At 66.5% G+C, this 12,192-nt stretch carries 11 protein-coding genes; 4 read left to right on the forward strand and 7 right to left on the reverse strand.

What is annotated here, in order from left to right; all coding sequences use genetic code 11:
• Nucleotide 1 precedes the first annotated feature (1 nt).
• From IM660_RS17210 to IM660_RS17225, 4 genes are all read right to left on the reverse strand, one after another.
• Entirely contained in the window at nt 2–787 is a 786-nt protein-coding gene (locus tag IM660_RS17210; RefSeq protein WP_193496999.1) for a carbohydrate ABC transporter permease, read from the reverse strand.
• 113 nt (nt 788–900) lie between these two features.
• A complete protein-coding gene (locus IM660_RS17215; protein ID WP_193497000.1) occupies nt 901–1,860 on the reverse strand; it encodes a carbohydrate ABC transporter permease in 960 nt (319 codons plus the stop codon).
• A 10-nt stretch (nt 1,861–1,870) separates the two neighbouring features.
• A complete protein-coding gene (locus IM660_RS17220; protein WP_193497001.1) occupies nt 1,871–3,193 on the reverse strand; it encodes a sugar ABC transporter substrate-binding protein in 1,323 nt (440 codons plus the stop codon).
• Between the two features lie 47 nt (nt 3,194–3,240).
• Nucleotides 3,241–4,266, reverse strand: coding sequence for a Gfo/Idh/MocA family protein (locus IM660_RS17225; RefSeq protein WP_193497002.1), 1,026 nt, complete (start codon nt 4,264–4,266; stop codon nt 3,241–3,243).
• A gap of 114 nt (nt 4,267–4,380) precedes the next feature.
• Between IM660_RS17225 and IM660_RS17230 the strand changes: the two genes are divergently transcribed.
• On the forward strand, nt 4,381–5,568 hold the full coding sequence (locus IM660_RS17230) for an ROK family transcriptional regulator (protein ID WP_193497003.1): 1,188 nt from the start codon (nt 4,381–4,383) through the stop codon (nt 5,566–5,568).
• Nucleotides 5,569–5,650: 82 nt separating this feature from the next.
• Nucleotides 5,651–6,436 carry a nucleotidyltransferase domain-containing protein gene (locus IM660_RS17235; RefSeq protein WP_193497004.1) on the forward strand — a complete coding sequence of 262 codons (786 nt, stop codon included), beginning with the start codon at nt 5,651–5,653 and terminating at the stop codon, nt 6,434–6,436.
• A gap of 101 nt (nt 6,437–6,537) precedes the next feature.
• On the opposite strand, the gene IM660_RS17240 is transcribed toward IM660_RS17235, so the two are convergent.
• The 3 genes from IM660_RS17240 to arsB are packed head-to-tail and all read right to left on the reverse strand — an operon-like array spanning nt 6,538 to nt 9,135.
• Entirely contained in the window at nt 6,538–6,960 is a 423-nt protein-coding gene (locus IM660_RS17240; RefSeq protein ID WP_193497005.1) for an arsenate reductase ArsC, read from the reverse strand.
• Nucleotides 6,953–8,014, reverse strand: coding sequence for a metalloregulator ArsR/SmtB family transcription factor (locus IM660_RS17245; protein WP_193497006.1), 1,062 nt, complete (start codon nt 8,012–8,014; stop codon nt 6,953–6,955). The genes IM660_RS17240 and IM660_RS17245 overlap by 8 nt, the downstream gene beginning before the upstream one ends.
• A complete protein-coding gene (gene arsB / locus IM660_RS17250; RefSeq protein ID WP_193499495.1) occupies nt 8,011–9,135 on the reverse strand; it encodes an ACR3 family arsenite efflux transporter in 1,125 nt (374 codons plus the stop codon). Before arsB ends, IM660_RS17245 begins: the two co-directional genes overlap by 4 nt.
• Before the next feature lie 211 nt (nt 9,136–9,346).
• Here arsB and IM660_RS17255 point away from each other — a divergent pair, with 211 nt between their 5' ends.
• Together IM660_RS17255 and IM660_RS17260 are read left to right on the forward strand one after the other, a co-directional pair.
• Entirely contained in the window at nt 9,347–10,768 is a 1,422-nt protein-coding gene (locus tag IM660_RS17255; protein ID WP_193497007.1) for a sulfatase family protein, read from the forward strand.
• 34 nt (nt 10,769–10,802) lie between these two features.
• Nucleotides 10,803–12,191, forward strand: coding sequence for an ABC transporter substrate-binding protein (locus tag IM660_RS17260; protein WP_193497008.1), 1,389 nt, complete (start codon nt 10,803–10,805; stop codon nt 12,189–12,191).
• Nucleotide 12,192: the final 1 nt, after the last annotated feature.

Here is a 12,192-nt window from a genome sequence, read left to right on the forward strand (position 1 = left end):
CTCAGCCCTTCACTGCACCTTCGACAAGTCCGCGGATAATCCACCGTTGCGCCAGCAACGCCAGGACCAGGACGGGAACCGCGGTGATGACTCCTGCCGTGGCAGCCGACGTGTAGTCCATGGCGAACAAGCCTTGGAAAGACGCAGTGCGCACCGGCAGGGTGATGGCATCGGTGATGGTGAGCACCTTCGCCAGGAAGAAGTCGCTCCAGCTGGTGATGAACGCGAGGATCGCCGTGGCGGCCATTCCCGGAGCGGCCAGGGGGACCGCGATGCGCACCATGATCTGCATGCGGTTACAGCCATCGATGATCGCGGCTCGCTCCAGACTCGGCGGAATCTCCTCGAAGAAGCCCACGAGCATCCATACGACCAGGGGGAGGATGAACGCGCTGTAGGTGACGATCAAGCCGATCAGGCTGTCATAGACGCCGAAGGCGCGCAGGAGGATGAACAGCGGAACAGCGAGCACGATGACCGGGATGGCCTGGACGGTCAGCATGCTCAGCAGCAGCGCCTGACGCCCCCGGAACCGGAACCGTGCCAGGACGTAGGCGCACGCCGAGCCGAGCACCATGCAAATGATGGTCGTGGCGATGCCCACGATCGCCGAGTTCGCCAACGGTCGCAGGAAGGTCGGATCCGACAGCAGCGCGACATAGGAGTCGAGCCGGAGCTGGCGGGGATCGAGATCGGGTGTCAGGGTCTGGAGTGCTGTTGAGGGATACAGACTGTAGACCGTCATCCACACGAACGGAGCGAGCAGGTAGACCAGAAGCACGGCCACCAGGATCCGGTGGACAACCGTGAAGCGTCGTTGGCGACGCTGCCAAGCGGATCTGCGCCGACCCGTTCCAGCAGCATGAGACCGGTTCGACACTGAAGTATCGGGCGCGGAGGTCATCGGCGAGCTCCCTTCGGACGTTCACGGAGCAGGACCACCCAGAGCACGGCGAAGACAAGCACGAGCAGCATCGCGATGACTGCGATCGCTGCCCCATATCCTCGATCGAGATTGCTGAAGGTGACCAGATAGGCGAGGAAGTTGATCGTGGTCGTTCCCTCGGCCGGCCCACCGGAGCCGCCGGTGAGGACGAAGATGGTGTCGAAGACCTTCAGCGACCACATCGTCTGCACCACCAGCGCGAACAGGATCGGCACCCGCAGGTTCGGGACGATGATGCGGGAGAACCGCTGCCATGCGTTGGCCCCGTCGATACGCGCCGCTTTCGAGAGGTTGGCGGGGATTCCCTGCAACCCGGCGAGCATCAGCAGGCACAGGAACGGCAGGAGTTTCCACATCTCGGCAAAGATCAGCACGCTGAGTGTGAGGTCGGGATCGGCCAGGAACTGCACGCGTTCGTCGAAGACACCAAGGCCGAGTCCGATCGCGTTGACGATGCCGGTGGCACCGTCGAAGATCAGCTTCCACATGATGCCGTTCACGACGGGCGGTACGGCCCACGGGACCAGCAGGAGTACGCGAACGACCGTGCGTCCGCGAAAGTCCACGTTCAGCAGCGCACCGATCAGGACCGCGAGCACCACACCACCGATCACGGTGAACGCCGCGAAGACCAGCGTCCGCCCGAGCGCGGCATGCACCTGAGCATCACCGAGAAGCGCGACGTAGTTGCCCAGACCGACGAAGGGGCGGTGACCACCGAGCTTGTCGTTCCAGTCGTAGAGCGACATGTAGAACGCGTAGCCCATCGGGTAGCCAAGCAACAGGACGATGATCGCCAGCGCCGGTCCAGCCATCAGCAGGCCGAAGCGGAAGTCGCGCAGGCGCCGCCCACGCCCCCGGCCCGCGCTGTCGCGGGGCCCCGGGAGCGCCGGGCGCCTCGTGGTGGTCGCCATGCTCACCTGATCACCCGAGGTATCGATCGACGAGTTCCTGGGTCTGTTGCGCTGCCGAGTCGAGCGCGTCCTGTGCGCTCGTCCGTTCGTTCAGCACGTCAGAGATCTGCACCGAGAGCAACTGATCGAGCTCGTTGGACCAGGGCACGCCCCACCGTTTGGTCGCGTACTGAGTGGACTCTTCGTACGTCTCGAGCACAGGCAACGCCTCCCGGCTCTGCGGATCCTCAAGCACCGTCTGCGACACGGGGAACCATCCCTCACGTTCGACGATCTCGCGCTGGACCTCGGCCGAGGCGGCGAACTGCAGCCATGCGAGAGCGGCGTCCTTGTTCTGGGAGAACTTGCTGATGGCGAACCCTTCCGAGCCATCGATCGACGCCGAACGCACGCTCATCCCCGGGATCAACCCATTGCCGACGGACTCGGTGTCGAGCTGCGACTCGGCGGCGGTGGCCACGGCGTACTGGAACGGCCAGTTGAACACCATCCCGGTGCTGCCCCGCGCGAACTGGTCGCCGAGATCGGAGGCATTCGTCGTCTGGAGGGAGGCCGGATCCATGACTCCGTGCACCGTGAGCAGCTCGGCGAACTTGGCCAGCGCCTCCACACCGTGCTCGCTGTTGAAGATAGGCCTGAACTCGTCGTCGTACATGTCCCCGCCGTTGAGCAGCAGCACCCGCAGGAAGTTCTGGTAGGCGCCGGCGGGATTGCCGACATCGCAAGCGAAGCCCCACCGGTCCTCGGTCGTCATGGCCTTCGCGGCCTCGACGAACTCATCCCAGTTCTGCGGCCCGGCCTCGGGATCGAGGTCGGCCTCGCCCATCATGTTCTTGTTCCAGAACATGGTCTGAACGCTGGCGAACTTCGGAAGACCGTAGACCTTGCCATCCCAGCTCACCGCGTCGAGAGCAGGCTGGATGAGGTCATCCGGAACTGCAGCGGAGTCGAGCTCCTGCAACCATCCGGCTTGCCCGAACTCAGCTGTCCATCCTGCCCAGGTCATGACGACGTCGATGCTGGTGTCACCAGCGGCGAACAGTGTGGCGAATCGGTCGTGCAGATCGTTGAAATTGCCTTGGGTGTAGGTGCGGACGGTAATGCCGGTCGCCGCCTCGAAGGCCGCGATGGTCGAGTCCTGGAACACCTGATTGGTGTTGTCGTCGAGGATCGTGATCTCGCCCGAGGGTGAGTCCCCGGGAGCGAGCGGCCCGTCCTCCGCTCCGGTATTGCTATCGGTGCTGTTGGCGCCGACGCATCCAGCCAGTGCGAATGTTCCGGCAGTCGTCGCGCCCAGCTGCAGCGCCCGACGACGGGAGAGTGAGTACACCATTGGTCATGCTCCTTGGGTCGTGTCGTCCTTGCTCGGTTCGTGATGTGTCACACGGCAATCGCCACGGGTCCGCCAGTGGCGAGACTCTCGTGGACTGCCGCGATGCTGCGGGTGATGGCCAGTCCCTGCCGAAGGTCCGGCAGGTCACGCTCGGCGCCGCCGAGGACGTCGACGAACTCGTCGATCATGTCGATCGGGATGCCTCGTAGACGTCCCGCACGCTCGTAGACGCCGAACTGAAGCCAGCTGGCGCCGTCAGGGGCGTACCGGGTGACACCGCTGGGACTGATCTCCACGTGGTACGTCATTGCCTCGGTGTGGATCTCGTGCCGGAAGTCGAAGACAGAGGGCGCCGATGTGGGCATCACCCACGAGGAGTTCAACGACACCAGGGACCCGTCGGAGAGGGTGAAGGAGGCCGTGACGACGTCCCACGTCGGCACTCCCAGGGCCGGAAGAACGCGGCGAACCCCTCGGGCGTACACCTCAACCGGCTGGGCCTGGGCCAGCCAGGTGGCCAGATCCAACGTGTGCGGCATGAGGAACCAGGCTGGTGAGCTCTGACCAGCCCAGCTGAGCATCTCGGTGGGCACGAAGCGGGTGTCGTTCAGGTTGGCGACTTGGTGCAGTACCTGACCCGGCTCGCCACCTGCCAACTGACGGCGCACCTCAAGGAACCGTTCGTTCCACCGGTTTTCGAATCCGACCACAGCGCGCACCCCGGCCCGCTCAACCGCCTCCGCGATCGCTTCGGCGTCCTCGACGGTTGTGGCGAGCGGCTTCTCGATCAGGAGATCGATTCCGGCGTCCGCGAGTCGCACGGCCGCTGCACGGTGAGCGAAGTCGGGGGTGGCAATGACGGCGGCTGTCACCTCGGGATGCCGGCTCAGCAACTCATCCACCCCGGTGTAGGCAGGCACTCCCAGCTCCGACGCTCGCTCGGCCCCCAGATCGGGCGCGCGGTCGACAAGGGCTACGAGGTCCGCTGCCGGGTTCTGGCTCACCGCGCGGGCGAACATCGCGCCACGGATACCCGCTCCAACAACCGCGAGCCTGGGGAGATCTGCCGACATATCGCTCCTTCACGTAGGTATGAGGTAGTAACATACATACTTCATAGCGACTTGACCAGACCACTTCCGGTCCTGGGTCGGGCACGATGGGCTCCGGACGAGAGGAACTCCCGCATGACTACGGGTCAGACGAGCAGGCCGGTGAAGCTGGTCAGCCCCACCTCGATGGGGCGCACCAACCGATCACGCGTGCTTCAGCTCCTGCTGCGCAACGGCCCCGCAAGCCGCGCTCATCTCGCCCGCACTCTTGGCGTCAATCGAGCGACGATCGCGACGATCCTGCAGCCAATGATCGATGACGGCACTCTCGTCGAGGGCGAGGCGGTGTCCGCCTCGCCCTCAGGCGGCAAGCCAGCCCGGCCGCTCTGGTTCAACGAGAGGGGCGCCGAACTCGGGTCGCTCCGGATCTCTTCGACCCGGCTCACGGCGGCCAGGCTCGGGATGGACGGCAGTATCCGGCAGCAGTCAGCCCGTGACATCGAGCCAGGCTGGGCCCTGGACCACATCGTGGACACACTCCTGGACCTCACATCCGAGTGCTTCGAAGGGCGCGACCTGGTCGGCGTCGGAATCGCAGCGGCAGGCATGGTCGACACCTCAACGGGCACCATCCTCTCGCTGCACCTGGCACCCGTGCTGAACGGATTTGCGATCGCTGACCTTCTCGGCTCCGAGCATGGCGTCCCGGTCGCAGTCGATCACCACCCACGGGTCCTGGCCCTGGGTGACAAGTGGTTCGGACTCGGTCGGACGCTGGACGACTTCGCTTCCGTCTACACGGGGGAGGCGCTCGGGATGGGAATCGTCCACGACGGTGACGTCTTCCGCGGGTACAACGGCGCCGGTGGCGAATACGGGCACACCGTCGTCGACGTGCGCGGCGACCTGTGCATGTGCGGGCGCCGCGGATGCTGGGAGACGATCGCCACGACGCGGTGGCTACGGGCACAAGCCACCGCGGCAGGGCTCCCCGGCGCCTCGTCGATGGACTGTGCCGAACTGGTCGCTCTCGCGGCCCGCGGCCATCCGATGGCGGCGGAACTTGCTGATCGCTACGCCGCCAACATCGCGATCGGCCTGGCGAACAATGAACACATGCTCGCCTCGAGCACCTACATCATGCACGGCGACGTGGTGGGCGGCGGCGCCTACATGCGCCGGCGCCTGCAGCACCACCTGACGGCCTCTGCACCGCACCGTGGTGAACAGCCGACCGTGCTGCTCGACCTCAGTGACGACGACACCGTGCTGCTTGGTGGCGGCGGCCTCGTCCTGTCCTCCGTCTACGCCACGACCGTCTGAGACCACGTGGCGACGTCGGCTGTAGCTGGCACCGGAAATCGGGGTCGGGCAGGCTTGTCGCACCCCACCCCAAGGAGCACGCGTGCAGCACCACGAGGAAACCGTCGCCGCTTTCGTCGAGCACGTCCGCCACGACCCTGATGTGGTGGGCGTGGTGGTCACCGGATCAGTGGCCCACGGCACCGAGCGCCCCGACTCCGATGTGGATGTCCAGCTCGTCCTGACCGAGGACGCATTCACTCAAGCGTGGGAGCAGAACAAGCTCAGCTACGTCGTCCGGGACGTCGCCACCTACGACGGTGGCTACGTCGACATCAAGGTGGCGAGCCCCGACTTCCTGCGGCAAGCAGCGCAGCACGCGGACGATCCGATGCGTCACTCGATGATCGGCGCGCGGGTTGCCTGGTCGCGGATGGAAGGCCTGCAAGAACTGGTCGACGCGATCCCGGTGCTGCCCGCGGGCCTCTGGGAGGACCGGATGGCGTCGTTCATCGCGCAAGTGCGGCTGCACGGTCGCTACTTCCTCCCACAAGCCGTGAAGCTGGAGAACACGCACCTCCTGCACCACGCGGCCGTCCATGCGGTCACCGCCGGCGGCCGCGCGCTGCTTGCCCTGAACCGGACCCTGTTCAAGGGGCACAAGTATCTGGATGGGATGCTCGCTTCGGCCGAGCATGTGCCCGACGGGTACGCGCACGCGGCGGCCGAGCTACTGCACCGACCCAGCATGGAGTCCGGGGCGGCCTACATGGACCTGCTGGAGTCATTCCACCCCTGGCCACTCAGCAAGGAGCAGACGCTGTCCACGTTCGTCCGGGACAACGAGCTCGGCTGGTACTCCGGCAGGATCCCGCCGGAGTACATCTGATCCTCTAGTACGACCGACAGGACGTCCCCCAGCCAGCACGTACACAACTGACGGGCCGGGAGCATGCCGCGCCACTATTGGCACGGCATGTCCGAGGGCCGTCAGTTCGGGACGGAAGCCGCCGCCACGCCCAGCTCCGCAAGCAACGCGACGATCCGTCCCCGGATCTCGTCCCGGATCGGGCGCACGGCCTCGATCCCCTGCCCGGCGGGGTCCTGCAGCGCCCAGTCTTCGTACCGCTTGCCGGGGAAGATCGGGCAGGCGTCGCCGCAGCCCATGGTGATCACCACGTCCGAGGCCTGCACGGCGTCGGTGGTGAGCACCTTGGGCTGCTCGGCAGTGATGTCGATGCCGAGCTCGGCCATCGCCGCCACCGCGACCGGATTGATCTGATCGGCGGGCGCCGACCCGGCCGACCGGACCTCGACGCCGTCACCGCCGAGTGCACGCAGGAAGCCGGCGGCCATCTGCGAGCGCCCGGCGTTGTGCACGCACACGAACAGGACGCTGGGCTTGTCAGTCATCATTCTCCTCGAGATGGGTGGACTGGGCGACGGAAGGGCCGTCGCCGGGAATAGTCAGATCGGTCACGAGGGTGGCAAGCAGCTCGCGCACGTGGGAGTCGATCTCGGCCTGGATGGCTGCGACGCCGGCGGCCGAGGCGAGTGCCGGATCTCCGACCTGCCAGTCCTCGTAGCGCACGCCGGGGATCACCGGGCAGACGTCACCGCAGCCCATGGTCACGACCACGTCGGCGGCGCGGACGGCATCGTCGGTGAGCGGCTTGGGGAAGGCGTCAGTAGCGCTACCGAGCGCGTCGAGTGCGTCACGCACGCCCGCGTGGATCTCCGACGCCGGAGTCGAACCTGCCGATCGGACAGTCACCCGGTCTCCGGCGTAGTGCCGCACCAGGGCCGCAGCGAGCTGGGATCGGCCGGCGTTGGCTACGCACACGAACAGCACCTGGGGCGGGGTGCTCGCGCGGTCACGGGTGATGTCGACCAGGCGCTGCCGGGCGAATCGTTCGGTGAGGGGCACCAGGTGAGCGCTGATGGTGGCGGTTCGGGCGAGCCCTGTGTAGGACTCCCGGACGATCGTGCGCACCAGGGTGGGGTCGACGTCGGCGAAGCGGCTCGTCAACGCGGTCGTGAGGTGATCGAGAGCGAGTTCGACATCGGACAGGCCGGTCAGGTGCGGCGAGGCGTCGCGAGCAGCGAGCGCCGCCGGGGCGAAGGAATCCAGCAAGGCCGTGACGGCGCTGCGGTAGCCCGGGGTGATGGAGTACCAGACCCAGGTGCCGCGGCGCTCGCTGGTGAGCACGCCGACCTCGCGGAGCACCTTGAGGTGGTGGGAGACCGTCGGCTGCGACAGGTCGGTCAGCGCGGTGAGATCGCAGACGCACGCCTGACCTGCGGGAGCGGCGGAGATGAAGGAGAGCATCCGCAGCCGGAGCGGGTCGGAGAGCGCCTTGAGGGCGGCTCCCACCTGGTCGGCGACGGAGCGGTCGATGGCGCGCGCCTCGAGGGCGGGGGCGCAGTCGGGATCGGTGGACAGGGGCTGGAGTTCGGAGGTGGTCATGATCGGATCTCCTCATGGGAGGTGGGGGTCTCAGCGGTGACAGCGGCGTCGCCCTGTGAGCTGCGTGGATCACGGCCCCACCAGCGGCGGCCGACCCACAGGGAGACGTAGACGAGGCCCACGAGCACGGGAACCTCGATGAGCGGGCCGACGACGCCCGCGAGTGCCTGCCCGGAGGTGGCTCCGAAGGTGCCGATCGCCACGGCGATCGCAAGCTCGAAGTTGTTGCCGGCGGCGGTGAATGCGAGCGTGGCGGAGCGTTCGTAGCCCAGGCCGAGGGCCTTGCCGGCGACGATCCCGAGGCCCCACATGAGCGCGAAGTAGACGAGCAGCGGCAGTGCGATGCGGACGACGTCCCAGGGGTTGGAGGTGACCGCCTCACCCTGGAGCGCGAACAGCAGCACGATGGTGAACAGCAGACCGTAGAGGGCCCACGGTCCGATGCGGGGGACGAAGCGCTCCTCGTACCAGTCGCGTCCGCGGGCGCGTTCACCGATGAGGCGGGAGAGGAAGCCGGCCAGGAGCGGTATCCCGAGGAAGACGAGCACGTTGATCGCGATCTTCCCCATGGAGACGTCCAGGGCAGCACCCTCGAGGCCGAGCCAGTCGGGCAGCACGGCGAGGTAGAAGTAGCCGAGCAGGCTGAAGGCGAGCACCTGGAAGACGGAGTTGAGGGCGACGAGCACGGCAGCCGCTTCGCGGTCACCGCAGGCGAGGTCGTTCCAGATGACCACCATGGCGATACACCGGGCCAGGCCCACGATGATCAGACCGGTGCGGTACTCGGGCAGGTCGGCGAGGAAGATCCACGCCAGGGCGAACATCAGCAGCGGGCCGAGCAGCCAGTTCAGCGCGAGCGAGGCGAGCAGGAGTTTACGGTCGCCGGTGACGGCGGCCACTTTGTCGTATCGGACCTTCGCCAGCACCGGGTACATCATCACCAGCAGGCCGAGGGCGATCGGCAGGGAGATCCCGCCGATCTCGAGCCGGGCGAGCAGATCGCTCAGCGCGGGGACGAAGCGGCCGAGAATCAGCCCGGCGACCATCGCGAGCCCGATCCAGAGCGGGAGGCCACGGTCGAGGGCGGAGAGACGGGCCGGCTGAGCGGCCGGATGCTGCATCGACATACTTCAATATTGACGGACTTCGATCCAGCCGTCAACTGCTGGTCGAGACCGGACCAGACTCGCCACAGCGCGGTGCGTCACAACGCTATTTCTCAAACTGCAACGCCCCAGTATCGACATCTTTCATTCTTATGATCGATCGCGACACCCGACGACCTCGCCATCTACTCTCGCTGCATCATCCTGTCTCCCGGAGGTGCGCACCGTGCCTGACACTCGCCGACCGAACATCGTGCTCATCCTGAGCGACGACCACGCCGCGCACGCGATGAGCTGCTACGGCAGCCAGGTGAACGAGACGCCCTCCTTGGACCGCATCGCCACTGAGGGCGTCAGATTCGACCGCGCGGGCTGCACCAATGCGCTCTGCGCCCCGAGCCGGGCGTCGATCCTCACCGGCACCCACAGTCACCGCAACGGGATGATGACCCTGACCACGCCCTTCGACTCGACTCAGCCGACCTTCCCGGCACTGATACAGGCCGCCGGATATCGCACGGCACTGTTCGGCAAATGGCACCTGGGGCACGGCGCCGGGCACGACCCCGACGGTTTCGACGAGTGGCAGATCCTGGACGGCCAGGGTGAGTACGACGATCCCGAGCTGATCAGCCCAGCCGGACGCACCCAGCACCCCGGGTACGTCACCGACGTCCTCACCGACCTTGCCCTCGAATGGCTGGATCAGCAGGGCGGCACACAACCCTGGCTGCTGCTGCTGTGGCACAAGGCCCCGCATCGGCGGTGGTTCCCGGGTCCGCACGAGCAGCACCTCTACACCGACGTCACCTTCCCTGAACCGTCGACTCTCTTCGACGACTACGAAGGACGGGCTGATGCCGCGGGCGAGGCCGCGATCCGGGTAGGCCGCGACCTGGACGAGCTGGACGTGAAGACCACGATCCCGGCGTTCGACACGGCCGACGAGCGCACCTCGTGGTTCTACCAGCGCTACCTGCGTGACTACCTGCGCTGCGTCGCCGGGATCGACCGCACCACGGGCCGCCTCCTGGACTACCTGGACGCCACCGAACAGTCCGACGACACCCTGGTCACCTACGCCAGCGACCAGGGCTTTTTCCTCGGCGACCACGGGTGGTTCGACAAGCGATTCATGTATAGCGACTCGATGCGCATCCCGCTCGTGATGCGCTACCCGGCCGAGATCCCACCCGGGACGGTCAGCACCGACTTCGCCCTCAACCTCGATCTGGCGCAGACGTTCCTCGACTTCGCCGGGATCGAAGCGCCGGATCGGATGCAGGGACGCAGCCTGCGGCCGCTCTGCCGTGGCGAACACACCCCCTGGCGCACGCACGTCTACTACCGCTACTGGGAACACCTCAAGGCCGGTGTGGGTGCCCATGTGGGCGTGCGGACCGAGCGGTACGCGCTCATCCATTACTACGGCGAGGCCCTCGGAGTCACCGGCTCGATCGATGAGCCACGCCATCCGGAGTGGGAGCTTTTTGACCTCGAGTCCGATCCGCTGGAGCTGCGGTCCTGCTACCACGACCCTGCCTACACACAGGTCCGTGACGAGCTGACGGAGCTACTCGTGTCCACCATCCATGAGACCCATGACACACCCCCACCGAGCCTGCACCACCTCGCCCACGCCTCCTAGACAACCGACCGACGCGATGCAAAGGAGCAACACCATGAGAAGAGCAGGACGACTCACTGGAACGGCGGCGGCAGCGCTGGCCTCCTGTCTGGCACTGGCCGCCTGTTCAGGCGGCGGAGATGGCAACGGCACCGACGACGGCGATGCTGCGGACAGTGCCATCACCTTCTGGACACCACACGTCCAGCCGGACCGGATGGCCGCGCAGCAAGAGATCGCCGCAGAGTTCACCGCCGAGAGCGGCATCGAGGTAGAGGTCGTGGCCATGGCAGGCGCCGACCAGGACCAGGCACTGATCACCGGGGCAGCGTCCGGCGATGTCCCCGATGTGGTGCTGCACGCCCCTGACCTGAGCGCCTGGCAGTCCCAAGGGCTGGTCGACTCCGGCGCCGCCACCTCGGTGATCGAAAGTCTCGGCGCGGATACGTTCAACCAGCAAGCTCTCGACTTCATCACGATCGAAGACACCTACCAAGCGATCCCGGCCGACGGTTGGGTCCACTTGATCGCCTATCGTACGGACCTGCTCGACGAGGCAGGCATTTCCGTGCCCGCTTCCCTGGATGAGCTCGCCGATGCGGCCCAGACCATCCGAGCCGATGTCGGGATCACGGGAATGGCGATGGGCACGCAGGCTGGCACGCCATCAGCCACCGAGGCGATCGAGTCCACCTTCCAGCAGACCGGGTGCGAACTGGTGCAGGACGGAACGGTCACCTTCGACTCCCCGGAGTGCGTCCAGGCCGCCGGGAACTTCGCCACCCTCGCCGACTCCAGCGCTGCCGGACCGTTCGACGTGCTCAGCGCACGCTCGGCGTACCTCAACGGCGACGCCGCGTTCCTGCTGTTCTCCACGCACATCCTGGACGAGCTCGCCGGCCTCGATGCGGACAACCCACTCACCTGTGACGAGTGCGCCGACAACGAGAACTTCCTGATGGAGAACACCGGGTTCATCACCGTGCTGGACGAGAGCAACCCCGCTCAGTACGGCACGACCCTGAACTACGTGATCCCCGAAGGTGCGAACGCCGAGGGCGCGAGTGAGTTCGTGGAGTACATGCTCAGCGATGGCTACAGCGCCATGCTCGGCACGGCCCCCGAGGGACGGATCCCGCTGCGACCGGGCACTGCCGACAGCCCGACCGAGTATCTGGATGCGTGGGGCACCCTGCCGATGGGCGGGTCGGACCAGTCGGTCGCCGATCTGTACGGCGATGAGCTGGTGACCTCTCTCGGCGACGGCATGAACGCCGTCTCCCGTTGGGGTTTCGGGACCGAGGATGCAGTGCTCGCGGGTGAGGCGTTCGCGCAGAACACTCTTGCGGAGCAGCTGGAGGCGCTCTACTCCGGTACCGATCCTGAGCAGGTGGTGGCAGACATGGCCGCCGCGGTCCAGTCGCTGCAGGACGAGCTCGGCTAGG

This window comes from Ruania alkalisoli (genome assembly GCF_014960965.1).
GTDB classification, from domain to species: Bacteria; Actinomycetota; Actinomycetes; order Actinomycetales; family Beutenbergiaceae; genus Ruania; species Ruania alkalisoli.

Excerpts from the sequence above, each read along its gene's own strand:
- IM660_RS17215 (WP_193497000.1), bottom strand. The coding sequence starts at position 1,860 with ATGGCGACCACCACGAGGCGCCCGGCGCTCCCGGGGCCCCGCGACAGC.
- IM660_RS17220 (WP_193497001.1), bottom strand. The coding sequence starts at position 3,193 with ATGGTGTACTCACTCTCCCGTCGTCGGGCGCTGCAGCTGGGCGCGACG.
- IM660_RS17225 (WP_193497002.1), bottom strand. The coding sequence starts at position 4,266 with ATGTCGGCAGATCTCCCCAGGCTCGCGGTTGTTGGAGCGGGTATCCGT.
- IM660_RS17230 (WP_193497003.1), top strand. The coding sequence starts at position 4,381 with ATGACTACGGGTCAGACGAGCAGGCCGGTGAAGCTGGTCAGCCCCACC.
- IM660_RS17240 (WP_193497005.1), bottom strand. The coding sequence starts at position 6,960 with ATGACTGACAAGCCCAGCGTCCTGTTCGTGTGCGTGCACAACGCCGGG.
- IM660_RS17245 (WP_193497006.1), bottom strand. The coding sequence starts at position 8,014 with ATGACCACCTCCGAACTCCAGCCCCTGTCCACCGATCCCGACTGCGCC.
- arsB (WP_193499495.1), bottom strand. The coding sequence starts at position 9,135 with ATGCAGCATCCGGCCGCTCAGCCGGCCCGTCTCTCCGCCCTCGACCGT.
- IM660_RS17260 (WP_193497008.1), top strand. The coding sequence starts at position 10,803 with ATGAGAAGAGCAGGACGACTCACTGGAACGGCGGCGGCAGCGCTGGCC.